The following is a 24,992-nucleotide window of genomic DNA, read 5'->3' on the forward strand; positions in this document are numbered from 1 at the left end:
TAGAAAGTAACGAAGACATCCACCTCAGTGCAGATGGGCAGATCAACCAGATTGCACAAGGAAGCATCAACACCAGCACGCAAGACAGCATCATCGGACATGCCAGCAAAAAGATCAGTTTATTTGCAGCGCAAGAAGGGGCACGACTCTATGCAGGCAAAGGCAAGATCGAGATTCAAGCTCAAGGGGATGGTGCTGATCTGATTGCAAGAAAGGGTGTGCAGATTATTTCGACGGAAGATCGAATTGAAATTAAAGCGGCAAAAAAAATAGTGTTGATCGGTGGTGGCTCACAGATTGAAATTAGCAGTTCGGGAGTTTTACCGACCACAGCTGGTAAGTTTGAGGTTAAGGCAGGGCAGCATCAATTTGTGGGGGGAGCAAAGGTGCCGTTGAATTTTCCACTCATGCCAAATGAAATAAGACAACAGATTGCAATTAAATATCATGATGATGAGCCTGTTAAAGGTGTAAACTTTAAAATGAAATACGCAAATGGTCAGATATTTTCAGGTGTGACTAATGATGAAGGGATAGCTGATATAAGAGATGCGCCTGATGGTGAAGCAGAGATTATTTTTGGGGAAGATGCTAGATCTTATGAAGTTGTAGCACAAGCAGAAGAAAATATTAATTTTAAAGCAGATTGGAACATCTCAGATCTAGAAGAATCATACCAACAAGCACTTAAGGATTCTAAAAAATGAGTGCAGAAAATAAAATAGCTATAATTCAAATTGGTTCAGAGCTTTGGTCGAATACCAAGGCTGCCGGCAGTTGGGTAGGTGGAGCCTTACAAGGTGAATTTAACGAAAAATCAACTTTAGGTCAGATCGTATTTGATGCAGTTATTAGTATGTTTCCTGTCGCAGGTGAAGCCACAGCTGTTAGGGATTTAATCGCTATTTCAAATCGCATGGCAGGTAGTGAACAAGAGAAAAATAAAGTCCTGAACTGGGTTAGTATTATTTTGTGTTTATTGCCACTCATTCCAATATTTGGTGGTGTGTTAAAAGGTATTGGGCGCTTACTCATTACTGTGATTAAAGATGCCAGTAAAGCCGCAGAAGTAGCAATTGCAATTTTGGCTTTTTTAAGAAAAATGGGTTATGGAGACCCAATTAAATTTATAAACGCACTTAAATTTTCAAAATACCAAACTAAAATATTATCCGAGTTTAAAAAATTTATTGCGCGATTAAAATCCTCGATTCAGTTTTTCTTATCAAAAACGAGAGTCGTTCTACCTAAGCATGTACAACAACAATTAAACTCATTTTTACCTGAGTTAGATAAGCTTGCCAAACTCGCAGATAAAATGATTCCTTCTGCAATTAAAGAGTTGGACAGTGCTTTAAATAAAGTCCGATCTGAAATGATCAACCAGATGAATAAAGCTGGTGCGAAGATAGGTGGTGGAGAAACTAAGGTTTTAACCACAGAAGCACGTTTAGCCTCTACGGCAAAAAAGACGATTGCAAGCAAAGGGCATAAACCTGCACCATTGAGTCATTATATTCATAAAGAGGGATGGCCAGATTTGAGGGCATATAAAAAAGATGGTCCCCTAGGTGAAAAAATTTTTCCAGATATTCACTCATTTAGTATTAAAGTGCCAATTCAACCTAAATTATTAAAAGCAGGTTCAAAAGTTCCACTATTTCGAGTGGTCGAAAGAGTAAATCCTAGCAAATCTGGGGGATATTGGGCAGAAAAAATGTCAGAAAATGGTAAAGCGTGGCGTTTGGACTGTGCAGTAAAAGGGGCATGGAGTACTAATGGTGCTTATGTTGTTTTAGATCATGTACCTACTATTGCTGAAATGAGAAAGTTAGGCATAAGAGTATCTGATGATTGGGATGGTTTACGTGTCTGGCGTGGAAAGATTGCAGAACAGCTTGATAATGAGAGTAGCTTAGAAAAAGGTCATCAAGCTACTAATCTGTTACTACCGGGTGGTGATATTCAAATTTTTATAAACTTTAGAGATCCTCATAATTTACCTGTTAAAGAATACATCGATAAAATCCTCAAAGAAAAACCGACAAACTGGAACGATTCAAAAATACCAACTCAAAGTGAAACAATGGTGGAGTATTTGGAAAAGCGTGAACGATCAGCGAAAATTGTACAACAAGGTCAAGTATTAAGAGGAATTTCTTCAACTACACGTGCAGGTGTTGAATATCAACAAAATAAACAGACTGAGAAGCGTTAATCTATGTTAAACCCAAAATTTATGGCACCAATGCAAGAGCAAGAATCACGAAATAAAGCATTTTATTTAATTAAGAAATACACGAGTTATACGTTTTTAGATCAGATACGTGTCTTATACCAACAATTTTTAGATGCTTTTGAAAGACAATTAAGAAATCCACCGAAAAAAGTGCTTCAACACCAATTCTCAGATCACCTACAAAAAAGACACGAAGGAGAATATATTCATTTTTTGGAGAAAATGGTTCAACTAGAACAAGGATTGAATTTATTAAAGACAACAAAATATAAGAAAGAAGCTTATATTACATTCTTAGGACCTGACATTTCAGACAGAATGTTTGATAGATATGCTGATGAAAATGGTATTGTTGATGATCCTTTTTATATTTTGCTGGGTTTGGGATATTCAAAAAGTACTGATCTTTTTATGCCAATAGATCCTAGAATGTATTCTGTATCCACTAAGGTGGATCACTCTAATTATGTAAATTTAGTTTTGATTGCATTAAGTTTGCGCAGTCTGTGTACAAGATCTCTAGCTTCTGTTAAAACAGATCGTGATCCTTTTGCATATTTAGATAAAGAGACTATGCGGGCTTCAATAAAATGGTCATATGAGACAATTTTTTTCTCTAAAGAATGGCCACCGTTAAGAGTTTATCCTGAACCGATTCCTATGTGTCCACCTTTTAATTTAGACTCAAAAGAAGAAATAGCTACGGGTGAAGAAGTATATATCACAGGTATTTATGAGCCATGGTTGCCAATTAATGGAAAAGTAGGTTGTCCTAACTATTTTTTGGAAGGTACTACAGCAACTCAATATCAGTTAGATGGTACTGACGATTGGTATGATGTTAAATGGCGTTTAATTTGGGAAGACAATCGCTATATAGATGGAACTATACCCGAGGAAGAAAAGAATTATATTTTTGATATAGAAAATATAGGAAAACAATCCAATCAACCCGAAACTGAATCAACTGAAAAATTAAGTATAGCGGCTGGGCAGGTTTGTCCTAAAGCTGGCTATTGGTATACAACAGCGAAATCAAATTCACGGCAATACTTTAAACAGGGTGAGATCTTTCCAAATTATGAAAGTGATTGGGGAGATGTGTATTGGCAGTTTGATGGAGAAGAATAAAACTATATCGTTCAAGGTGGAAACTTTCGCTTTGATGGAAGTTTAATAAAAAACCCGCTTTCGCGGGTTTTTTTGATCTCAACGAGATTACATATTCGGATAGTTCGGACCACCCGCACCCTCAGGTACAACCCAAGTGATGTTCTGTGACGGATCTTTAATATCACAAGTCTTACAGTGAACACAGTTCACAGCATTAATTTGGAAACGCTTAGAACTATCATCATTTTCCATGATTTCGTATACACCAGCAGGGCAGTAGCGCTGAGCAGGCTCACTAAGATTTTATCCGAGTTTAAAAATTTTATTGCGCCATTAAAATCCTCGATTCAGTTTTTCTTATCAAAAACGGGCGTTGTTCTACCTAAGCATGTACAACAACAATTAAACTCATTTTTACCTGAGTTAGATAAACTTGCCAAACTCGCAGATAAAATGATTCGTTCTGCAATTAAAGAGTTGGATAGTGCATTAAATAAAGTTCGATCTGAAATGATCAACCAGATGAATAAAGCTGGTGCAAAGATAGGTGGTGGAGAAACTAAGGTTTTAACCACGGAAGCACGTTTAGCTTCTACTGCTAGAAAAACGATTCCAAGTAAAGGGCATAAACCAGCATCTTTAAGTCACTATAATCATAAGGACGGATGGCCAGATTTAAGAAAGTTTTACAATACAGATAGTAAAAAATATGACGTAATTGCTTCTTTTAGTAAGAGTGCCAATATTGAAGCTAATATATATAAGCCGGGCACAAAAATTGATTGGAAGTGAATCATAGATAAACGATATCCAAATAAGTCTGGAGCATATTGGGCAGACAAAATGCCACATAATGGCACAGCATGGCGTTTCGACTATGCAGTAAAAAGTGGCTGGTCGAAGAATGGAATATTTGTTTCCTTAGATCGTATCCCTACAGTTGCCGAGTTGAAAAAATTAGGAATTCCCGTTCCTAAGAATTGGCAGGGACTTAAAACATGGGAAGGTAAAGTCGCAGAACAATTTGATATGGATAAGATGGAAGGAAGTAAATTACTTTTACCTGGAGGGGAAAAGCAAATTTATATTGATTTTAGGCATTCTGATAATGCACCAATTAAAGCGTATATCGATAAAATGATCGAAATTCAAAAAACCAATTGGAATGATGCCATTCTTCCAAAAAAATTAGAAGATACGGTTGCGTATTTGGCGGCAAGAGAAAAAGCACAGAAAACTGTTCAACAGGGTCAGGTAGCTCGTGGTGTGTCTGCGACAGGTCGAGCAAATACTAAGCATGAGCAAAGTAAGGCGAATTAAGGGAATTTATGATGTATATCATTGATCAGAAAGCGAGAGACCAAACTTTTTATCTCATGAAAAAATATACCAGTTATCGGTATTTATATGTTGCATATGAACTGGAGAAAGAATTTGTAGACGCATTTGAGCAACAATTAAGGCATCCTCCTCTAAACTTATTGAATGAACCTGAAGGCTTTAAGGAGAGTCATGAAGAAGAATTATTATATTATTTGAGTGATCTAAGTGATACAGAAAAAGGTTTAACGGAACTGAGAAAAAGCAAATTCAAAAAAGAAGCATATGATCTTTATTTTGAAGGGAATATTCAGGGGAGGATTTTTGGTCGCTATGGTGATGAACATGGCTTGCTATATGATGTTTTTTATCAAAACCTAGGCATAGGTCAAGAGCCAAATGGAAATATTTTTATTGAACATGACCACACACGACATATTTTAAAATTATTGATAGCAAGAGCTATGGAGGGTATCACAGTTAATACTTTGTATAACGTTTCATATGATGTACCAAATAATAATCGAATTTATTATAAGAAATGGAGCTATGAATCTTTATTTAGTAAACTAAACTGGCCACCATGTAAGCAAATCGTTGAACCGATCATCCCTTGCCCAAATTATAATGAAAGCTCAAAAGGTCAAATTCATTCAGGTGAAGAAATCCAAATTTCAGGCATTTATGAACCATGGTTCGAAAAACCTGTCTATCAAAAATTAACCAATGATTCTGACTATAATATTTATGTTGGATGTCCAAACTACTTTTTAGAAGGGACAGAAGCAACCCAATATAAATTGGAAGGGACCGATGATTGGTACGATGTTAAATGGCGTTTAATTTGGGAAGACAATCGCTATATAGATGGAACCATACCCGAGGAAGAAAAGAATTATATTTTTGATATAGAAAATATAGGAAAACAATCCAATCAACCCGAAACTGAATCAACTGAAAAATTAAGTATAGCGGCTGGGCAGGTTTGTCCTAAAGCTGGCTATTGGTATACAACAGCGAAATCAAATTCACGGCAATACTTTAAACAGGGTGAGATCTTTCCAAATTATGAAAGTGATTGGGGCGAGGTGTACTGGCAGTTTGATGGAGAAGAATAAAACTATATCGCTCAAGGTGAAAACTTTCGCATTGATGGAAGTTTAATAAAAAACCCGCTTTCGCGGGTTTTTTTGATCTCAAACGAGATTACATATTCGGATAGTTCGGACCACCCGTACCCTCAGGCACAACCCAAGTAGAGTAAAGCCGATTGGCGACGCTATTTTGCGGTATTTGCATCATGGAATCATAATGGTGAGGTTGTTAAATACCGAGTGCCAAGGGGTGGGATCAATGTATGGGAAGGTCCAGCCGCAAGTCAGACTTTTAAAAATAGTGCGGGTAAAGTTGAAAAAGTGAATAGCAAAGGCGAGATATTTGTACTTGAAGGTGGTGGCATACAAATTGTTCTGGACCCAAAAGATTTAGTACGAGCAAATGTAAGTAAGCGTGAAGCAACCCCTTGGGGCTATGACAGTGGTTTAATTGTTGAAACGAAAACCAGCATGGTTGGTGTGCCGCGTTTAGAGCAGAATTGGTATGGAGATAAAAAATAATGTCGCAATCATCTGAAATTCGTCCGCAGGAAATTTTCCTACTTGAACGCTATAGTTCGGCTGAATATTTTAAAGAACTGGTAGATGCTTTTAAAAATATGCTCGACGCAGCGGAAAATGCACTTGAGCTGTTTATGCAGGATTTACCTTATGATTATCGAAATCAACATATTTCACAACAACCTGACATAGTTTGGGGTGAGCATGTATTGCCTAATTTCAGATCAACTCTTGAGAGCTTGAATTATGGATATAAACGTTTATTAGAGGGTGATTTATCTGCTTTGCAATATGCAGGGAATGTGGTGACTGACTTTAGAAATCAAAGAATAGACTATTTCCCTGATTGGATGGATGAGGGTAATTTAGCCTTATTTGATCAATGGCAAAGTAAAGCTAGTAAGTTATCATCTAATATTAAAGCTACAGTTTTTGGTAGCTGGCCTATGACTTTTTTAAAAGAAGACTATGATTCAGATTATTTAGGAGAGTTAAACTTACCATCATCTTTACCAATATATAAGTTAAACCAAAATGTTACGGTAAAAACAGGCGAAACTGTGCCACAGGATGGTATTTACATTCCTGAAATACAGGAAGCAAGTGCACAGCTGCTGCTTAAAGGGCATGATGCGATAGAAGCATTAGTGGGACTTGATCCAGATTGCCCACAATATGATCATGAGGAAGATACGGAATGGGTATTGGTTGAACGAATTGCAGACGAGGGTGGGTCATCTGAGACTATTCAAGCTGAAAATTTAAAAGGTTTTGCTGGGCAGACTTGTCAACAGACAGGTAATTGGTGGAGTCCTGCAAATCAATTGCAATCCCGTTATTTTGAACAGGGAGAAGTATTTCCGAAGATTGAGAATAATAGCTGGGGAGAAACGATTTGGTATTTAGAAGTTACTAATAAGAAATAATTTATATATAAAAGATTGGATTGTCAAAATAATGATAAAGTTTTGATGAAGGTAAAATTCTATCTGAGATCAAATCTGATTGGGATAAGGAGTTTTAGTAGTTTGATAGTGATGACTAACTTATGCTTAGAAGCTGTTCTAAATTAACTCGTTTTCAAAAACAATCAATTGCCCTAATTTATTATGTTACTTCACGATCTTATTTGGAAATGTTACTGACCAAACTGGATGAGTTGATTCAACATACTGGTGGAGTAATTGATTTAGCTGATCAGCAGTATCGTGACCGTGTTTTATTGCAAGAAGGTTGGGGAATGGGGGATACTTCAGCTAATTGGAGTACCTATGCTTACCCATCTTTACTCGATTTCAGATTAGGTCTAATCAGAATTATTGAAGAAACGAAACAGGAAAAATATGGCTGGACACCTGCATATAATACAGCACGTATGTTAGGCGAGTTTCGACCGAACTGGATGTCAGAAGAAGAAGAAGCTGATTTTAAATTGCGTTTTGATGAATTATATAGATTATGTAGTTATTACGACTCTTGCGTAAAGCCTCCAAGATCATGGAGTTTATATGGTTTATTTGAAGTGATTAAAGAACTGGGAATTTTTGAATATAAAGTACCTAAATTTAAGCTTCGTACAGACATACGTGTAAATAGTGGGGAAATTATTCCAAAAACAGGGGTATATATTCCTGTGGGTGATCGATATGGCGTACCACAATTTGCTTGGACTTATCGTGATGAAAATAGTTTTACACGTGGGCAATTAGAAGAGTGTGAAACATTAAATGCTTTAGGAAAGGACTTATTTTCTAAGTTTAATGAATATACAGCATGGACTCCTTCTGAAGAGTTAAGGGCGTTCACAATTGAAAATATTAAAAATAAGCGAATAGAAGATGATTGGGATTATTTAAAATCAGATCGAGAAGTACAATTGGAACTAACCCCATCATTAATCTCAAGAAATGCATTTACTAGCTTTGATTCTAGCTGGTATTTCGTTGAGTTAATAGAAGGTGAGTTTGAGGAAATTGGTGGTGAGGATGTAGATACTTTTACTACACCTGATTTAAAAGTTATAGGTGGAGAATTATGCCCAAGAACAGGTTATTGGATTTTATCTAATGATAAAGGAAAACGACTGTATTTCACCAAAGGAACCATAATGAATAAATCTAGTAAAGATTGGGGCGAAGAATATTGGGTATATGACGGTGAAGAATAGAAAGTCATTCTAGGCTTTTATTTAATTGAAAGCTTTGCATGCTACCTCTTATGTTGAAATCTTTGAACTCAGAACAGATCAATGGGGGCAGTGCGTGCAGGAGAAGGTATACTCATCTCTACCTACAAACAGGAACAAGCGAAAGACCTCAGTGAAGTGGCAAAAATCAACAAACTGATCCACTGAGCTTACTCGAAAACCTACAGGGCTACCTCAAAAACTTAGAGATCGAGAGGACCAAAGCAAAGCCGCTATCTTCAAACAAGCGATCATGCTCTTGGCTTCACCAAGTTCAATTGCCGTAGAAAGTAACGAAGACATCCACCTCAGTGCAGATGGACAGATCAACCAAATTGCACAAGGAAGCATTAACACCAGCACGCAAGACAGCATCATCGGACATGCCAGCAAAAAGATCAGTTTATTTGCAGCGCAAGAAGGGGCACGACTGTATGCAGGCAAAGGCAAGATCGAGATTCAAGCTCAAGGGGATGGTGCTGATCTGATTGCTAGAAAGGGTGTGCAGATTATTTCCACGGAAGATCGAATTGAAATTAAAGCGGCAAAAAAAATAGTGTTGATCGGTGGCGGCTCACAGATTGAAATTAGCAGTTCGGGAGTTTTACCGACCACAGGTGGTAAGTTTGAGGTAAAGGCGGGGCAGCACCTGTTTAAAGATGGACAAAATCTATCAACTAAACCTCCAGCTCTTCCTGTCCCAAATCAACCTTATGTTTTGCAATATCTTGTGAAAAATAAAGAAAACGTTGCTATTCCTAATAAGCCTTATTTCATTATTGATCAAGACGGCAATTTACAGAAAGGTAGAACTGATGACTATGGTTTTATGAATCTTAAAACCACTGCTGAATCTCAATCTATTGCTACACATGTAATGATGAATGAAATTGAGGAAGCTCAAGATGCTGGAGAAGAAGAGTAATATAAAATGACTAAGAAATATTCTAAATTACAGCTCAAAGTAAATGCCCCATTAAAATTAAAAGATTTAATTTATAAGTTTTTGGTCACCAACAATTCACTTAAAAAAGTCACTTTTAGCGAATCCGGATATTTTGATAGTAATGGTTTTACTAAATCATATGAGATATATAACGAGAATACAGCGCTGATCTATGAAATTTATTATCGAGAGGAAGTGATCCAAAAGGTATCCGCTAAGGCCTATCCAAAACAAAACCAATGGAGCTTATATGAATTAAAAGTCACGACTGAGATGACTAAAAATATAAAAGAAAATCTCAAGGAAATACACCTTAATGATGGGGAAGTGGCATGGTACCTTGTCAAAAGTGACGAAAGTGTTCTGAGTTGGTCGAGACAAGTATTTAAAAAGCCTTTATCGCCATCTGATTGGGATATTCTTAGGGCAAATAACCCTCACATGCCTAATTTAATTTCAGTAGGTCTACTTCAACCAGGTCAATTAATCATTTTATCTAATTCAACGACAGCTAAAAAACTGCCTGAATATAAAAAATTAGCTCAACAGGCACAAAAAAACCTAGATGAGATGAATAGGGATAAGCATTTTGATGTACTGTTTTACGCGCAAAATTTTGAGTTTATCAATAGTGCGCTTTTAAATGATGACTATGTGGGGATGAGTACTGAGCCTGTTAATAACGCAGATGGTAGTATGATTGGCTCAATCTATACAACTGCAAAAAACGTTGTGGATGGCTCAATACTTTTCGTTGAAGAAGCTAAAAATAAAACTTTAGGTTCATACTCTCAAATTGTGAAGAATTATGTAGCTGAACATGAAAAAAAATCACGTCTATCAAATGATAAACATTTTGCAAAATTTCAAGCTGCCAACGCACCACTTTTTAAAGACTTTGAAAATAGGATTTCAAAAAATATATTTCAATGGGACACAGGAATTAAGACCAATAACTTACGACGCCAATTAAAAAATACAGCTTTTGTTAAAGGGGCTAACTATCAAGGGGGCATACCTGGATATTTGAAAAATATGAATGAGGTAGGTCGCATCAGTAAAAATCTGAGGTGGGGCGGTAATTTGATGATTGGTGTGAGTATTGGTGAAGGTGGCTATAATATTTACAAATCCGCAGAAACAGGAGATGCTAAGCAAATTAGAAAAGCTGTATTGGTTGAGCCTTTGAAAGTAGGAGGAAGTATATATGGAGGAACAAAAGGAGCTGCTATCGGTGCTGCTGCTTTAATAATTGGTGTAGGGACTGGTGGTATTGGACTAGTTGTTATAGGGGCTTGTGCTGTTTTAGGTGGATTAGGAGGAGGTATTATTGGCGGTAAAATCGGTGAAACTATAGGAAATGGTGCTGATCGTAGTATAAATTGGATGATAGATTAAAATGTTTGAAAAAACTTTGGAGATAATATTTGCTCTTACAGGTGCTCTTTGGCTTTCAATCTCATTGATAACAAGTTTCAAAAGCTATGCATACGTTAAAAAAAATCTAGGTTCTATCTCAGAATTATTGTTTGGCAATCCTAAGTATTTTAAAAAATTAGATTTAACTAATTTTTTTTTGATAGAGACAACAACAGCAATTATTGCAGCTGCTAGGTTTAGAGAATTAAAAATATTAAAACGAGACACTGTTTTCTCAAAAGGGCTATTTCCTTTAGCTCCTAATCTTAATGATAAAAATCTTAACTTATTATTAAAAAAACATGGGCAATGGTATAATTCTGTCGTAAAGAATATAATTATTTCAGCATTTTGTTTACTTCTATTAGGAACTATATTATTAATTTTAAAGTAAATAGTTAATAGCTTGAATGTTCTAATTTTTTCTGTAAAGCGAACAAGGTTTAGAAAGTATAATTAAATTTTCTATTTAAAAATGGCTTTGTTGCATAAATATGTAAGCATCTGATTTAAATAAATTTAATTTTGGATCAAAAAATAATCAAAACTTTTAAAATCATATAGTTATCAAATCTTTGTGCAACAAAGCCCTGTCAAACTAGAATATAAACCGAGATAAACAAGATAGAGAAAACTATGAATTACGAAGTAAATCCTAAAGCTGCATATTTATTAGAACAATTTAGCTCGTTAGAATTTTTTGATACTATGCGAAATAACTATGGTTTTTTTTAGATAGTTTAGAAGAACTATTTGAAATCTATATGCATAATTTACCCTATAATTTACGAAGTTTACCCTATCCAGAACAAGCAGATATTCAATGGGGTGGGACTGTTTTGCCTAATTTAAGAAATACGATGGATCGTATAGAGTCTGCGTACGCAAAAATAAAAACAGGTGATTTTACTTATTTACGTTGTACTGGAGAAATACGCTCTAATGATAAAGGTTTGAGTGAGTTTTCTCCACATTGGATGGATGATTTACCTACAGATAAAGTAAAACAATGTTGGGATTATTATTCAATTGCCAAAAGTTATGCTTCAATTATTTCAAATACTTATCCAACCTATTGGAATATTGATGAGCTTGTTATTGATTATCCTGAAGCTGATATATTTCATGAAATCAATCTAGTTTTACCTGACTCTTATCCAATTTATAGGATAAATCCAGAAATAATAGTTAAATCTAATGAGAACGTTGGGAAAACAGGTATCTATATTTGTGAAGAAGATAGAAACAGAATTGAGTTTATGGCAGCAAGTGAGGAGGAAGGTAGAGGAATAGGAAGTGTTATAGCTACTGGAATGGATCGTGAAACATTTGAGACTTTTTTTGGCGATTGTACTTGGGTACTAGTTGAACGCATTGCAGATGAAGGTGGTTCATCTGAGACAATTCAAGTTGAAAACTTAAAAGGTTTTGCTGGTCAGACTTGTCAACGGACAGGTAATTGGTGGAGTCCTGCAAATCAATTGCAATCCCGTTATTTTGAACAGGGAGAGGTATTTCCGAAGATTGAGAATAATAGCTGGGGAGAAACGATTTGGTATTTAGAAGTGACGAATAAGAAGTAAATATGTGTTATAGCGTAAATCCTAAAGCTGCATATTTATTAGAACAATTTAGCTCGCTAGCATTTTTTGAAACTATGCGAGATAACTACCGTCTTTTTTTAGATAGTTTAGAAGAACTATTTGAAATCTATATGCATAATTTACCATATAGTTTACGAAGTTTACCTCATCCTGAGCAAGCAGATATTCAATGGGGAGAAACTGTTTTGCCTAATTTAAGAAATACAATGGACTATATAAACGAGTGTTATGTAAAAATAAAATCAGGGGATTTTACATATTTGGATTGTGTGGGTGATGTTCGTTCCAATGATAAAGGCTTAAGTGAATTTTCTCCACATTGGATGGATGATTTACCTAAAGATAGAGTAGAAAAATGTTGGGATTACTATTCAATTGCCAAAAGTTATGCTTCGATTATTGGGAATACTTATCCCACATATTGGGAAAAAGGATTTTTGGAAGAAAATTTTCCAAGTTTAAGCAGATTTAATAATATAGATGTAATGTTACCAGTTTCTTATCCTATTTATAGGATAAATCCAGAAGTGAAAGTGGATTCTAGAGAAAAGATAATAAAAACAGGTATTTATGTTTGTAGTGGATTTGACAATAATTTAAAATTTTTAGCAGCTAGTCCAGAAGATGATAATGGTTTTGCTCCACGATATGAGATTCAAGATCAAGAAACTGGAAGAAACATATATTATGAGACCACATGGACTTTAGTAGAGCGCATTGCAGATGAAGGTGGGTCATCTGAGACAATTCAAATAGAAAACTTAAAAGGTTTAGCTGGTCAGGCTTGCCAACGAACAGGCAATTGGTGGAGTCCTGCAAATCAATTGCAATCCCGTTATTTTGAACAGGGAGAGGTATTTCCGAAGATTGAGAATAATAGCTGGGGAGAAACGATTTGGTATTTAGAAGTTACTAATAAGAAATAATTTATATATAAAAGATTGGATTGTCAAAATAATGATAAAGTTTTGATGAAGGTAAAATTCTATCTGAGATCAAATCTGATTGGGATAAGGAGTTTTAGTAGTTTGATAGTGATGACTAACTTATGCTTAGAAGCTGTTCTAAATTAACTCGTTTTCAAAAACAATCAATTGCCCTAATTTATTATGTTACTTCACGATCTTATTTGGAAATGTTACTGACCAAACTGGATGAGTTGATTCAACATACTGGTGGAGTAATTGATTTGGCTGATCAGCAGTATCGTGACCGTGTCCTCTTGCAAGAGGGATGGGGAATGGGGGATAGCTCAGCCAATTGGAGTACCTATGCTTACCCATCTTTACTCGATTTCAGAATAGATTTAATTAGGATTATAGAACAGACGAAACAGGAAAAATATGGCTGGACAGCTGCATATAATACAGCACGCATGTTAGGCGAGTTTCAACCCAACTGGATGTCAGAAGAAGAAGAAACAGATTTTAAAACGCGCTTTGATGAATTATACAGATTATGTAGTTATTATGATTCTTGTGTAAAACCACCAAGATCATGGGATTTATATACTTTATTTGAAGTGATTAAAGAACTAGGAATTTTTGAACATAAAGTACCTAAATTTAAACTTCGTACAGATATACGAGTAAATAGTGGAGAACCTATATCAAAGACAGGGGTATATATTCCTATGGGTGATCGATATGGCGTACCACAATTTGCTTGGACTTATCGTGATGAAAATAGTCCTACACGTGGGCAATTAGAAGAGTGTGAAACATTAAATGCTTTAGGAAAGGACTTATTTTCTAAGTTTAATGAATACACAGCATGGACTCCTTCTGAAGAGTTAAGGGCGTTCACAATTGAAAATATTAAAAATAAGCGAATAGAAGATGATTGGGATTATTTAAAATCAGATCGAGAAGTACAATTGGAACTAGGGCCATCTTTATTAGCAAATAATGTTTTTTCTAAGGCTGATTGTAGTTGGTACTTTGTTGAATTAGTAGATGGGGAGTTTGAAGATATTGGCGGTGAGGATGTAGATACTTTTACTACACCTGATTTAAAAGTTGTAGGTGGAGAATTATGCCCAAGAACAGGTTATTGGATTTTATCTAATGATAAAGGAAAACGACTGTATTTCACCAAAGGAACCATAATGAATAAATCTAGTAAAGATTGGGGCGAAGAATATTGGGTATATGACGGTGAAGAATAGAAAGTCATTCTAGGCTTTTATTTAATTGAAAGCTTTGCATGCTACCCCTTATGATGAAATCTTTGAACTCAGAACAGATCAAAGGGGGCAGTGCGTGCAGGAGAAGGTATACTCATCTCTACCTACAAACAGGAACAAGCGAAAGACCTCAGTGAAGTGGCAAAAAATCAACAAACTGATCCACTGAGCTTACTCGAAAACCTACAGGGCTACCTCAAAAACTTAGTGAGCGAAGACCAAAGTAAAGCAGCTACCTTTAAACAAGCGATGATGCTCTTGGCTTCACCAAGTTCCATTGCCATAGAAAGTAATGAAGATATACATCTAAGTGTAGATGGGCAGATCAATCAGAAAAACAATTTGATGAATATGGCAAATTAAATAATCAATCTAAACAATAAATAGAGTTAGTGGTATTACGGTTGGTGAAGGATTTAAGTTACCGTTGTTTCGTTATCCTGAAGATAAGTCACCAGAATCTAACGATGATAAGCCTCACGGTAATTCATCTAATAATGGTCGTGGAAGAAATTAAATAGCTTATTAATTAAGATTTGTAAATGAGCACATCAACTTTATTTTTGAATAATCAAGAAATAGAAGAGTTAGTTCAGGATATTCCTCTTGATACGTCAATAATTTACGGTGAAGAAAAAAAAGAATTCGGAGTATGTCCTTATATTTCATTTTATATTGATCAAACAAAAATAAATCCTCAAGCTTTTCTTGAGAAGGTAATTGATATATATCATGAATTCGAAAATCAAATAATTGATAAACCATTTAATTTAAGATTTCGATGCGATACAGAAATTTGGAAAAATGCAAGCTCATGGATAAAAAATCGTGACGAAATGTTAACGGAAATGACAAAGGTATATAAAAAACATTTTATTTACTACGTTGGTGCAACATCTGCAGAATCTCCTAATCAAAGTGCACGTTGGGCCCTAGGTGCTAAAATTAGAGACACAAATGAACGTTATTCTAGTATTAAATTAACTTTTGGTGATCAATGGTATCAGTCAAATAAAATTATTTGGCATGCTTTTGTTGAAAAAATAATAAAAAAAATAAATCCAATTCAAGCATATAGCGGATATGAAATAGGTAATACTGGACAGTTTGCATATATTTCACCTGAGTATGAAACTGTTGAGCGTACTTTTTCAGATTATTTCTACGGACTCGATATTGATCATCCTGGTATGGAATTTTCCCATGATAATATGTTTATTGCAGAAGATCGTGATGGTTTGGGCGGTGGTATTCGTACTCCTACATGGTGCTTTTTACTTTCTCCCTATTGGCTAGACAAACTAGGATTAAGCGAAGAACAAATCCGAGAAAAGCTGAATGATCCACGCATAGAAATCACAAAAATAGAAGATGCTAGTGATCCTACAAAATTTAGTCTTTGGATACGCTTAGGCGAATTATCACTTTATCCAGTGGAACAGGGTGTCCCAGATTTATTGGTTAAGGCGAATGAGTTTATAAAACCGATTCGGTGCGACAACTTAAAACTCACCACCTTAGATACATGGGCTGATGATCCAAATCCTAGATTTGACGCTATAAGTGCAAAACAATGGATTGCTCGATTTGATGAAGACAGCACATGGCCAGAGCTTAAACATGTTGAAATAGAACCAGAATATGAAGAAAGAATAGAGATCGTACTTGCAGGGGAACACTGTCCACATTCAGGTTACTGGTTTACGCATGTAAAAGAAAATTCACGTCAATACTTTAAACAAGGAGAAATATTTCCTGACTTTGAAAGTGATTGGGGAGACGTGTATTGGCAGTTTGATGGTGAAAAATAAAATTTATAAATTGTTTTCGTCTAGATGTGATCGCAGGATTCGTCAAAATAAATGGTAGATTGCTTGGTTATGGTCATAACATTCAATCAGATTTGACTCAGGCTGATTCAGAAGCCATTGAAGAATGGGCGGATGATGGAAGCTTTAAAACAACTTTAAAATGGCATCCTCGTCTGCGCCAAGTCGCTGTGTATGATGCTTACAACGTGCCGACTTATTACTACTTTGATTTAGATGGTTTTACTTATCGTATTCGATTAGCAGCTGGTTGTGAAAAATGGTATTCACGTGATCAACAAAAACGCATCACCCGAGAAATTGATTACAGTGGTCGTGAAATTCAACAGCAATACAATGAAGAAGGACAACTGAGTAAAATCATTCAACCAAATGGCGGAGTGATTCGATTTGCTTATGATGAACATAAAAATCTAACTGAAATAAAAGATCCTGAAGGTCATATTTGGAAACGCGAATACAATGCAGATGGCTTGATGACCAAAGAAATCAATCCATTGGGTCACACAACACAATATAATTACAATGCCGAAGGTCAATTGATTGAAATTACTGATGCCAAAGGTGGTGTTAAGAAAATCCAATACAACGACCTTGGACAAATGATCTCCTATATCGATTGTTCGGGTAAAGGAAGTGCTTGGCAATATGATGAGGAAGGGCTACTTAAGCAACAACAAGCCGCAGACCAAACAGGTGTGCAATACATCTATAGTGATCAAGGTATAGACAAAGGACAACTTAAATCCATCATCTATCCAGATGGACAAAAAGAACACTTTGAACATGACCAAGAAGGAAGCCTTCTCAAACACATTGATACCAAAGGACAGGTGACTCAATACCACTACCATGCAGTGGGTCTATTAGAAAAACGCCTTGATGCCAACAAACACCAAATTGCCTATCAGTGGGATAAACAAGGGCGTATACAGAAACTTATCAACCAAAACCATGCAGAATATGTATTCGAATACAACAGTTATGGTTATCTCACACGAGAACAAGCCTTTGATGATGAAGAAAAACACTATAGTTACGATGAGCTTGGTCAACTTAGCCACATTCAACAACCGAATATCATCACACAATTTGGCTACTATGAAGACGGACAAATTGCGTCAAAAACCTACATCCACCGCGAAAGCAAACAACACCAAACAGAAGAGTTTACTTACAATCTGAATAGCCAGTTAATTCAAGCAAAGAACCAACAGAGCCAAAACGACTTCTACCATAATGCGATAGGACAATTGGTTAGAGAACACCAACACTACCAAGTGCCAAATCTGAAACCAATGACTGCAGTACTACGCTATGAATACGATGAACTCGGCAATCTCATCAAAACTGTTCGTCCGGATGGTCAGGAAATTAGCCACTTAACTTATGGATCAGGACATATCTACGGTATTGCCCTAAATAAAAAAGACATGGTTGGTTTTAAACGTGATGACCTACACCGAGAAACAGAACGTTACCTTGCCAATGGTTTAAGCCAAAGCAACCAATACAACGACGTTGGATTACTGATTGCACAGCGCATATATGTAGAACAAGAAACAGCCAATAGAACACAACATCAGGCACAACGCCAATACACTTATGATGCCAACTATTTGTTGACTCAAGTTCAAGATAGTCAAAAAGGTAAACTTAGTTATCAATACGATGCGATTGGTCGCTTAATACAAGCGCAAAGCTCAAAGCAAACTGAACGTTAACATTTTGACCCAGCGGGCAACTTAATAGATCCAGTTGCAACGCAAAGTGCAGAAATCAAAAACAACTTGGTGAAACACTATCAAGGCAAACACTACAAATACGATGCCCAAGGTAATGTGATTGAAACCCAGCAGGCAGATCAACAGTTGAAACTGAAGTGGGACAACTTAAATCGCTTAATCGAAAGCGACCACAACGGGCAAATCACTGAATATGGCTACGATGTCTTTGGGCGACGCCTGTATAAAGCCAACAAAGCAAATAACAGCCTGACCTTATTTGGTTGGGATGGTGATTTAATGATCTGGGAATCAAAAACCAGTTTATATCCAACAGATAAAAACAACACAGAACAAGGCAAGCAAAGCTATACCAAACACTATATCTATGAGCCGAATAGCTTTGTACCGCTATTCCAAGCAGGGTATCAACACTTTATACAACTGATAGAAACACCGAATTACGAAAGATTTAAAACAGAACCCTACTCAATCCATAAAGACCCAGTATGGAGAACAAACACAAAAAAAAATAGAGCGAAGTTGGAAGGAATTGCGTTTTATCACTGTGACCAAGTAGGAACACCTCAAGCATTGAGCAATGAACAAGGTGAATGTATTTGGGAGTTAACGCTGAATACATGGGGACAAAAACAACAGATCTAAGTGAAGCACCAAGAGAACCCATTAGAACAAAGTGATATCCGTTTCCAAGGGCAATATTACGATGAGGAAACAGGATTACATTACAACCGTTACAGATACTATGAACCGTATAGTGCACGTTATATCAGTAAAGACCCGATAGGGTTATTTGGTGGTATGAACACATCGGCTTATGTAAGTGATCCGAATCAGTGGGTTGATCCAATGGGCTTGCAGCCAGAAGAAGGAAAAAAATCGGGATTAGGTATTGGCTTTCTATTCCCAAATACAATGTCTGGGTTTGCTAGAAAACCCGAGGATGCTCGTACTTTAAGATCATTAGGTGTAATACGTAATAATAACTTGGCGGCAGCATCTGTAGCAGGCTATGGACCTTATGTTGTGGCAGGAACTGCGGCAGCTGGATCTGCTGCTGCACCAGTTGTAGGTAGAGTGGCTGCACCAATTGCCCAGAAAGTAGCACCGCTTATTGGTACTGGAGCACAATTAGAAGGTGCAGGTTTAACTGCGGCTACAGTAGCTAAAGCAGCAGGTACTTCAGCGTTAGTAGGTGGCGGTATGGATGCTGGTATCCAAGCATATACTTGTAGATGCGTTAAAGATATTAATCTTGTACGTACTGGAGGAGTCGCTGCCGTTAGTGCTGTAACGAGTGGATGGGGAGCTACAACATCAGCAGCAGCTGGTTTTGGGCAAGTTGGTTGGAAAAGTGTGGCATTAAATACCCCAAATATAGGGAAGTTTGTTAAGAATAATACTTCAGGCATGGTTATTTTTGCGAATGAGCAAGTCATGGGGCAAGCTGGTTCAAGAGCAGTTAAAGCTGCAACTGAAAAAGAAAAATCAACTAATAAATAAGGTGAAGTAATGTTAACAATTTTAGTGGAAATAATCATGGGGGTATTTATAGCGAATTTCAAAGCTACAGAACATCCGATTATTAATATTATTATACGAGGTATTATTATTGCTGTAGTTATGTTTTTATTGATGGTCTTCTCAGATCTATCAAATAGTAAAGACAGTTCTATTGGGCTAGCACTAGCTATAAGTATTGGAGTAGGGTTAATAATTAGCTTAGGAGTTTTTTTAATTGAGATAATAGCAAATTATATTGATAAGAAATAGTGATGGAATATATTTTAAATTAGGGTTCTTTCATAAATCATTTTTTACTCAGTTCTAAATTATAAATCCCTGCGATTAAACTGAATCTTAATCCCAATCTTTTGCCACGGTTGCGATATCGCTCAGCAAGGATTTTGAAGGTCTTCAAAATCCCAAATACATGCTCAATACCAATTCTTCTTTTATTGATTTCTTGGTTATAAAGTTTTAGCTACAGGATGTAATTTACAGCGCTTTTTTGCTTTTAATGGCAATAGACTATTTGGATACACCGTATAAATCCCTTGATAGCCTTTATCTGAAAGGATAAAAGACCCTTTAAGAATTTGATTCAGGTTACGTTTGAAGAGCTCGAAATCATGTACAGCACCACGACTCGTGCATAAACTCAGAACTTGCTGTGTTCTATAATGGATAATGGCTTCTACTTTAAAAGTATGTGCCTTCTTCTTACCACCATAGCTTTTCTTCTGTTTTTTTAGGTCTTTGTATTGGAATTTCTGTAGCATCTACGATCACCACATTCCAGTCGATACCTTAGCCTTCAGGCAAACTCTTGGGTAAATTAAATAGATTGGACTTGATCAGGCAATCCTCTACGTGGCGGACGATTCTTGAAGCAGTCGGCTCTGACACACCATAACTCGTTGCGACATGAAACAATGTTCGATATTCACGCCAATAACTTAAGCACAGAAGGATTTGATCTTCTACACTTAACTTAGATGGTCTACCTTTAGCAGGTACAAGCATTTTTAGCTGTTCAGTCATTAAATCAAAGGTTGACCATGAGATGCCTGTATATCGCTTAAACTGTGTTTCAGAAAGCTTCTTTGAGTCGATGTATTTCATTCGCACATTATGCATGAATATTTAAAATTATTCGGTACAAATAGTCAGCAAGGGATAGATCGTTTTTTGATTTATGAAAGAGATCTGTTTAAGAATTCAACTGCAGAGAAAAGTTATGTTTGAAAATATTGATATTGATGCTTTAAAGAAAAAAATAAATTAGCATCGTCCTCTCTCCCCCTGCAATGGTAAAAAATCTACAATATGTATCACATTATCAAAGCAATAGTTTTTTCTCCATACTCAATTTTTCTAGAAGTTCCAAAATAACGAAAAACAATTTGCTTCCTATTTAAGGCATTTAGAATAAAATTGGAAAGGGTACTATCACTTAATGCAAGACTAACACTGCCAAAAATCTCTTTACAATTTTCTAAATACCATTCTTCAAGCTCATTATCAGAGAACTTACCATAATCATGTTCAACAAAGGCATCAAATTTCTTTAGATACGATGTAAGACAAAGAGTGAAATAAGGATCAAGTCTTTCGGTCGCCCCTAAATCAGTAAAATCAATTGTTTTGTCAACAATTTTTTCTGGAAATAAATATAAATGCCCCGCATCAAACCAGAACTCAATCGCTATATAATCCCAATCAAGCAATGTGATTACTTGCGAGAATTCTTCGAAAAACATATGTATAGCTTTTTTACAATCAGAAGATAACTCATCACTGCCTTGATCCAACCTACCGACATGATCACTACTAAAAGTTAAAGAGTCATCATATTTCTCAATATCATATAATGCCATTACGCTTACTCCAGTCTTGTCCCTTTCTTATCCATATTTCTCAAAGTTACTCTCATTTCACGATTAAAGTTAACAAGGTACTTTGCTGCCTCTTCATTCGTCATATTTGGATAGGTACGATTTACGTTATTCAAATAATTTTCAATCCTTATACTGTAATATTGATGTGGCCCCCTATGATTTGATAATCGCACACCATTCTCTGCGCCGTTTATATTAAACCCACCCTTTGAAGATTTTTTGTACTAATGAATGGCTTTGTTGCACAAAGCTATTCTTAAGGGCTTCTTCAGCCATATAATTTTCAAATGAAGAAGCCTACACACAAAATCTACCGCATGTAGTGGTTTAATAAAGTTGGACACTAAATTAGGTGATAATGTATTCACCAAAGAGGTGCTCAATGAAAACAAGACGAACATTCACTCCAGAATTCAAATTAGAGGCAGCTAGCCTTGTGCTTGATCAAGGCTATTCAATTTCTCAAGCCTGTCGTGCTTTAGATGTTGGACAAACAGCATTAAAACGTTGGGTCGATCAACTTCAACTGGAACGTACAGGTCAAGCTCCAACAGCCACTGCTTTAACTCCCGAGCAAAGAGAAATACAGCAACTTAAAGCTCGTATTCATCAACTCGAACAGGAGAAGATTATTCTAAAAAAGGCTACAGCTCTCTTAATGTCAGACGAATTCAAACATATGTCTTGATCGATCAATTAAGAAAGCTAAGCTCTGTTAAATTATTATGTCACGCCTTTGGTGTACTTCGTTCAAGTTACTACCATTACTGTTCAAAAAGTAAAAGTTCGAATCCAGATCGCATCAAGCTTAAAGTGATGATCAAGAGTCTTTTTAGACAGAGTCGTTGCTCTCTCGGCAGTCGTGGAATTCGATCAATGCTACTGAATCAAGGTATTAGTGTTGGGCGCTATTTGGTACGTAAGTTGATGCGTGAATTGGGGCTTGTTTCCAAACAGCGTAAGAGGCACAAGTATCAAAGCAATGTTGATGATATTCCTGTTGCCCCAAATACATTAAATAGGCAATTTAAACCTGCTCAACCTAACCATGCTTGGAGCAGCGATATTACATATATTTGGACAGGTAAAACATGGGCTTACCTTGCTATCGTTCTTAATTTATATGCACGTCGAATCATTGGTTGGTCTATATCAGCAAAAGCAGATCAGCATTTAGTGATTAAGGCTTTAGATGAAGCATGGCATCGTAGAGGAAAGCCTGTTGGTGTCATCTTTCATTCTCTTGCGAAGCAATGCTTCTCAGGTAGCCAATATAAAAGTCATCTCGTTCGACAGAGGTTAGAGCATTATGACATGCGACAAAGTATGAGCCGAAAAGGTAACTGTTGGGATAATGCTCCAACAGAACGAATCTTCAGGAGCCTTAAGACTGAATGGATTCCTAAACTCGGATATCACTCAATTGAAGAAGCAAAGCTAGATATCGGTCTGTATCTGATGAAATATTACAATCAGATTCGACGACATCAATTTAATGATGGCATCAGCCCTTGTAAGGCTGAACAAAAACTTAAAACTATGTCCAATATTTGTTGACCTCTACACTGAATAAAGTTACTACAGAGTTAAATCAAGATAAAATCGATTTAAATAATAGGGTAAATATAACACTCAATAAAAAAACCGAGCAAAAAAGCTCGGTTTTTTATTGTACGTAATTTTATTTTTCAACAAACGCACGTTCAATCACATAATCACCAAGAACACCCATACGTGGAGATTCTTTTAAGCCATGTTGGTCAAGAAGTGCAGCTACATCGTCAAGGAATGCAGGAGAACCACATAACATTGCACGGTCAGTTTCAGGATTAAAACGAGGTAAGCCGATTTTCTCGAAAAGAGCACCAGTTTCAATCGCAGTTGTAACACGACCTTGAGTATGGAAGTCTTCACGTGTAACTGTTGGGTAATAAATTAACTTTTCTTTCGCACCAAGTTCCCCAAAGAACTCATGGTTTGGAATTTCATTTTGAATAAGGTCTTGATACGCCAACTCTGAGATATAACGTGTACCGTGTACAACGATGATTTTCTCGAAACGCTCATAAGTTTCTGGATCACGGATAGTCGAAAGGAAAGGAGCTAAACCAGTACCTGATGATAAAAGATACAAGTTTTTACCAGGATTTAAATCATCAAGAACAAGTGTACCAGTCGGTTTTTTAGAAACTAAAATTTCATCACCAACTTTTACTTTTTGTAGGATTGATGTCAAAGGACCATCTGGAACTTTAATAGAGAAAAACTCAAGTTCTTCTTCATAGTTCGCGCTAGCAATCGAATATGCACGCATTAAAGGCTTGCCATTGACTTCTAAACCAATCATCACAAATTGACCATTTTTAAAACGCAATGCTGTATCGCGAGTCGTTTTAAAACTGAATAATGTGTCATTCCAGTGGTGTACGTGAGTAATCTTTTCGACGTTAAAAGCAGCCATTAAAGGTCTCAATAAATTATCAAATTAGAACAGCTTGCTATTCTAAACTAAAACCATTCTCGATAAACTGAATATATTTAATTGAGCTTATCAAAAAAAGTGATTATGAATGAGCTGACTTTACCTGTGATTGGTATAATGAGATCTCCCTACAAAGAAAAGTTTGGTATTCCACGTCAGCCAAATTTAGTAAATGTTGAAAGTTATATTGAACTATTGGCGCCATATAATGATGAACTGGCTTTTGAAGGTATACATGATTTCAGTCACTTATGGCTGATTTGGCAGTTTCACGATAATAAAAATCAAGATAATCAAAAATTTAAGCCTCAAGTCAGACCACCACGTTTAGGTGGAAATAAAAAAGTGGGAGTCTTTGCGACAAGAAGCATGTACCGTCCAGCACCTATCGGCATGTCAGTCGTACAATTCAAAAAACTTTTTAAAGAAGGTGATTCTTTGAGATTGTATGTGTCTGGCAGTGATTTACTAGATGGAACACCCGTTATCGATATCAAACCATATATTCAATATTCTGATGCCGTGGTTGAGGCGACGAGCGGTTATGCACAGGATAAGCCAATTCAAAAAAAAGTTGTTTGGTCAAAAACTGCTGAAATTCAGCGAAATCAACTGTTGGATCAACAATGTGTCGCTGAAAGTTTAATCAAGGAATTGGAACAAGTTTTGTCATTTGATCCAAGACCATCTTATCAAAATGATCCTGAGCGAATTTATGGGCTAAGTTTCGGCCCCTTAATTGTCAAATTTAAAGTGGATACTGAGGTTGAGATCGTTGCACTGGAACTTTGTTCAAACGAATAAATTGTTGGACTGATGTATTTAAAGCTGAATTTGATCTAATGAATTTAATTGTAAATTCTGAATAGGCTAAAGGCTAATGTTGAATAAAGAATTTGCTATAGTTG

Annotated in this window: 23 protein-coding genes and 5 pseudogenes; 21 read left to right on the forward strand and 7 right to left on the reverse strand. The window is 36.2% G+C overall.

The window, feature by feature from the left end:
* From AC1M9M_RS06290 to AC1M9M_RS06300, 3 genes are all read left to right on the forward strand, one after another.
* Positions 1–707 (forward strand): DUF2345 domain-containing protein (locus AC1M9M_RS06290; protein ID WP_481595894.1); only part of this gene is annotated, 707 nt, incomplete at its 5' end.
* Positions 704–2,218, forward strand: a complete 1,515-nt coding sequence (locus AC1M9M_RS06295) for a hypothetical protein (RefSeq protein WP_481595895.1) — start codon at positions 704–706, stop codon at positions 2,216–2,218. The genes AC1M9M_RS06290 and AC1M9M_RS06295, both read left to right, overlap by 4 nt.
* 3 nt (positions 2,219–2,221) lie before the next feature.
* On the forward strand, positions 2,222–3,370 hold the full coding sequence (locus AC1M9M_RS06300; protein ID WP_481595896.1) for an Imm72 family immunity protein: 1,149 nt from the start codon (positions 2,222–2,224) through the stop codon (positions 3,368–3,370).
* An 87-nt stretch (positions 3,371–3,457) separates the two neighbouring features.
* On the opposite strand, the pseudogene AC1M9M_RS06305 reads toward AC1M9M_RS06300, so the two are convergent.
* Positions 3,458–3,646, reverse strand: a pseudogene (locus AC1M9M_RS06305) (4Fe-4S dicluster domain-containing protein); the annotation flags it as partial.
* Between the two features lie 159 nt (positions 3,647–3,805).
* Here AC1M9M_RS06305 and AC1M9M_RS06310 point away from each other — a divergent pair.
* The 16 genes and pseudogenes from AC1M9M_RS06310 to AC1M9M_RS06385 all read left to right on the forward strand — a co-directional run bounded on the left by AC1M9M_RS06310 (position 3,806) and on the right by AC1M9M_RS06385 (position 19,974).
* Positions 3,806–4,144: a hypothetical protein gene (locus AC1M9M_RS06310; protein ID WP_481595897.1), complete on the forward strand. Its 339-nt coding sequence runs from the start codon at positions 3,806–3,808 to the stop codon at positions 4,142–4,144.
* A gap of 51 nt (positions 4,145–4,195) precedes the next feature.
* Positions 4,196–4,672 carry a hypothetical protein gene (locus AC1M9M_RS06315; protein ID WP_481595898.1) on the forward strand — a complete coding sequence of 159 codons (477 nt, stop codon included), beginning with the start codon at positions 4,196–4,198 and terminating at the stop codon, positions 4,670–4,672.
* 11 nt (positions 4,673–4,683) lie between these two features.
* Positions 4,684–5,790: an Imm72 family immunity protein gene (locus AC1M9M_RS06320; RefSeq protein WP_481595899.1), complete on the forward strand. Its 1,107-nt coding sequence runs from the start codon at positions 4,684–4,686 to the stop codon at positions 5,788–5,790.
* Positions 5,791–6,006: 216 nt separating this feature from the next.
* Positions 6,007–6,288, forward strand: a complete 282-nt coding sequence (locus AC1M9M_RS06325; protein WP_481595900.1) for a hypothetical protein — start codon at positions 6,007–6,009, stop codon at positions 6,286–6,288.
* A complete protein-coding gene (locus AC1M9M_RS06330; RefSeq protein WP_481595901.1) occupies positions 6,288–7,214 on the forward strand; it encodes a hypothetical protein in 927 nt (308 codons plus the stop codon). Before AC1M9M_RS06325 ends, AC1M9M_RS06330 begins: the two co-directional genes overlap by 1 nt.
* Before the next feature lie 122 nt (positions 7,215–7,336).
* Positions 7,337–8,455, forward strand: coding sequence for a hypothetical protein (locus AC1M9M_RS06335; protein ID WP_481595902.1), 1,119 nt, complete (start codon positions 7,337–7,339; stop codon positions 8,453–8,455).
* 55 nt (positions 8,456–8,510) lie between these two features.
* A pseudogene (locus AC1M9M_RS06340) lies at positions 8,511–9,398 on the forward strand (DUF2345 domain-containing protein); the annotation flags it as partial.
* A 6-nt stretch (positions 9,399–9,404) separates the two neighbouring features.
* Complete coding sequence (locus AC1M9M_RS06345) at positions 9,405–10,817, forward strand: hypothetical protein (protein ID WP_481595903.1); 1,413 nt, start codon at positions 9,405–9,407, stop codon at positions 10,815–10,817.
* 1 nt (position 10,818) lies between these two features.
* On the forward strand, positions 10,819–11,232 hold the full coding sequence (locus AC1M9M_RS06350) for a hypothetical protein (protein ID WP_168369763.1): 414 nt from the start codon (positions 10,819–10,821) through the stop codon (positions 11,230–11,232).
* A gap of 370 nt (positions 11,233–11,602) precedes the next feature.
* Entirely contained in the window at positions 11,603–12,421 is an 819-nt protein-coding gene (locus AC1M9M_RS06355) for a hypothetical protein (RefSeq protein ID WP_481595904.1), read from the forward strand.
* Between the two features lie 2 nt (positions 12,422–12,423).
* The gene (locus AC1M9M_RS06360; RefSeq protein ID WP_481595905.1) at positions 12,424–13,368 is read left to right on the forward strand and encodes a hypothetical protein; all 945 of its coding nucleotides are present in this window, start codon (positions 12,424–12,426) and stop codon (positions 13,366–13,368) included.
* Between the two features lie 122 nt (positions 13,369–13,490).
* Complete coding sequence (locus AC1M9M_RS06365; RefSeq protein WP_481595906.1) at positions 13,491–14,609, forward strand: hypothetical protein; 1,119 nt, start codon at positions 13,491–13,493, stop codon at positions 14,607–14,609.
* A gap of 55 nt (positions 14,610–14,664) precedes the next feature.
* Positions 14,665–14,960: pseudogene (locus AC1M9M_RS06370) on the forward strand (type VI secretion system Vgr family protein); the annotation flags it as partial.
* A gap of 209 nt (positions 14,961–15,169) precedes the next feature.
* Positions 15,170–16,438 (forward strand): type VI immunity family protein, encoded by a 1,269-nt coding sequence (locus AC1M9M_RS06375; protein WP_481595907.1) that lies wholly within the window; start codon positions 15,170–15,172, stop codon positions 16,436–16,438.
* Between the two features lie 65 nt (positions 16,439–16,503).
* Positions 16,504–19,704, forward strand: a pseudogene (locus AC1M9M_RS06380) (RHS repeat-associated core domain-containing protein); the annotation flags it as partial.
* 9 nt (positions 19,705–19,713) lie between these two features.
* Complete coding sequence (locus AC1M9M_RS06385; RefSeq protein ID WP_481595908.1) at positions 19,714–19,974, forward strand: hypothetical protein; 261 nt, start codon at positions 19,714–19,716, stop codon at positions 19,972–19,974.
* Positions 19,975–20,011: 37 nt separating this feature from the next.
* On the opposite strand, the gene AC1M9M_RS06390 is transcribed toward AC1M9M_RS06385, so the two are convergent.
* From AC1M9M_RS06390 to AC1M9M_RS06410, 5 genes and pseudogenes are all read right to left on the reverse strand, one after another.
* Positions 20,012–20,122, reverse strand: a complete 111-nt coding sequence (locus AC1M9M_RS06390; RefSeq protein WP_481595909.1) for a hypothetical protein — start codon at positions 20,120–20,122, stop codon at positions 20,012–20,014.
* 49 nt (positions 20,123–20,171) lie between these two features.
* Positions 20,172–20,483: a transposase gene (locus AC1M9M_RS06395; protein WP_481595910.1), complete on the reverse strand. Its 312-nt coding sequence runs from the start codon at positions 20,481–20,483 to the stop codon at positions 20,172–20,174.
* Positions 20,484–20,511: 28 nt separating this feature from the next.
* Positions 20,512–20,826: a helix-turn-helix domain-containing protein gene (locus tag AC1M9M_RS06400; RefSeq protein WP_481595911.1), complete on the reverse strand. Its 315-nt coding sequence runs from the start codon at positions 20,824–20,826 to the stop codon at positions 20,512–20,514.
* Between the two features lie 209 nt (positions 20,827–21,035).
* A complete protein-coding gene (locus tag AC1M9M_RS06405; RefSeq protein ID WP_481595912.1) occupies positions 21,036–21,581 on the reverse strand; it encodes a hypothetical protein in 546 nt (181 codons plus the stop codon).
* 5 nt (positions 21,582–21,586) lie between these two features.
* A pseudogene (locus tag AC1M9M_RS06410) lies at positions 21,587–21,799 on the reverse strand (AHH domain-containing protein); the annotation flags it as partial.
* Positions 21,800–21,984: 185 nt separating this feature from the next.
* Between AC1M9M_RS06410 and AC1M9M_RS06415 the strand changes: the two are divergent.
* A protein-coding gene (locus AC1M9M_RS06415; RefSeq protein ID WP_481595913.1) for an IS3 family transposase occupies positions 21,985–23,159 on the forward strand; the annotation gives its coding sequence in 2 pieces (ribosomal slippage) (positions 21,985–22,237 and positions 22,237–23,159; 1,176 coding nt in all).
* 124 nt (positions 23,160–23,283) lie between these two features.
* Here the strand turns inward: AC1M9M_RS06415 and AC1M9M_RS06420 are convergent.
* Positions 23,284–24,063, reverse strand: a complete 780-nt coding sequence (locus AC1M9M_RS06420; protein WP_035267346.1) for a ferredoxin--NADP reductase — start codon at positions 24,061–24,063, stop codon at positions 23,284–23,286.
* 105 nt (positions 24,064–24,168) lie between these two features.
* Here AC1M9M_RS06420 and tsaA point away from each other — a divergent pair, with 105 nt between their 5' ends.
* On the forward strand, positions 24,169–24,888 hold the full coding sequence (gene tsaA / locus AC1M9M_RS06425) for a tRNA (N6-threonylcarbamoyladenosine(37)-N6)-methyltransferase TrmO (RefSeq protein WP_481595914.1): 720 nt from the start codon (positions 24,169–24,171) through the stop codon (positions 24,886–24,888).
* Positions 24,889–24,992: the final 104 nt, after the last annotated feature.

Source organism: Acinetobacter sp. ANC_7503, from assembly GCF_056780035.1.

What these genes read in the sequence shown, in the direction of transcription:
- AC1M9M_RS06295 (WP_481595895.1), top strand. Translation starts at nt 704, where the DNA reads ATGAGTGCAGAAAATAAAATAGCTATAATTCAAATTGGTTCAGAGCTT.
- AC1M9M_RS06300 (WP_481595896.1), top strand. Translation starts at nt 2,222, where the DNA reads ATGTTAAACCCAAAATTTATGGCACCAATGCAAGAGCAAGAATCACGA.
- AC1M9M_RS06310 (WP_481595897.1), top strand. Translation starts at nt 3,806, where the DNA reads ATGATTCGTTCTGCAATTAAAGAGTTGGATAGTGCATTAAATAAAGTT.
- AC1M9M_RS06315 (WP_481595898.1), top strand. Translation starts at nt 4,196, where the DNA reads ATGCCACATAATGGCACAGCATGGCGTTTCGACTATGCAGTAAAAAGT.
- AC1M9M_RS06320 (WP_481595899.1), top strand. Translation starts at nt 4,684, where the DNA reads ATGTATATCATTGATCAGAAAGCGAGAGACCAAACTTTTTATCTCATG.
- AC1M9M_RS06330 (WP_481595901.1), top strand. Translation starts at nt 6,288, where the DNA reads ATGTCGCAATCATCTGAAATTCGTCCGCAGGAAATTTTCCTACTTGAA.
- AC1M9M_RS06335 (WP_481595902.1), top strand. Translation starts at nt 7,337, where the DNA reads ATGCTTAGAAGCTGTTCTAAATTAACTCGTTTTCAAAAACAATCAATT.
- AC1M9M_RS06345 (WP_481595903.1), top strand. Translation starts at nt 9,405, where the DNA reads ATGACTAAGAAATATTCTAAATTACAGCTCAAAGTAAATGCCCCATTA.
- AC1M9M_RS06350 (WP_168369763.1), top strand. Translation starts at nt 10,819, where the DNA reads ATGTTTGAAAAAACTTTGGAGATAATATTTGCTCTTACAGGTGCTCTT.
- AC1M9M_RS06355 (WP_481595904.1), top strand. Translation starts at nt 11,603, where the DNA reads ATGCATAATTTACCCTATAATTTACGAAGTTTACCCTATCCAGAACAA.
- AC1M9M_RS06360 (WP_481595905.1), top strand. Translation starts at nt 12,424, where the DNA reads ATGTGTTATAGCGTAAATCCTAAAGCTGCATATTTATTAGAACAATTT.
- AC1M9M_RS06365 (WP_481595906.1), top strand. Translation starts at nt 13,491, where the DNA reads ATGCTTAGAAGCTGTTCTAAATTAACTCGTTTTCAAAAACAATCAATT.
- AC1M9M_RS06375 (WP_481595907.1), top strand. Translation starts at nt 15,170, where the DNA reads ATGAGCACATCAACTTTATTTTTGAATAATCAAGAAATAGAAGAGTTA.
- AC1M9M_RS06385 (WP_481595908.1), top strand. Translation starts at nt 19,714, where the DNA reads ATGTTAACAATTTTAGTGGAAATAATCATGGGGGTATTTATAGCGAAT.
- AC1M9M_RS06395 (WP_481595910.1), bottom strand. Translation starts at nt 20,483, where the DNA reads ATGCTACAGAAATTCCAATACAAAGACCTAAAAAAACAGAAGAAAAGC.
- AC1M9M_RS06400 (WP_481595911.1), bottom strand. Translation starts at nt 20,826, where the DNA reads ATGAAATACATCGACTCAAAGAAGCTTTCTGAAACACAGTTTAAGCGA.
- AC1M9M_RS06405 (WP_481595912.1), bottom strand. Translation starts at nt 21,581, where the DNA reads ATGGCATTATATGATATTGAGAAATATGATGACTCTTTAACTTTTAGT.
- AC1M9M_RS06420 (WP_035267346.1), bottom strand. Translation starts at nt 24,063, where the DNA reads ATGGCTGCTTTTAACGTCGAAAAGATTACTCACGTACACCACTGGAAT.
- tsaA (WP_481595914.1), top strand. Translation starts at nt 24,169, where the DNA reads ATGAATGAGCTGACTTTACCTGTGATTGGTATAATGAGATCTCCCTAC.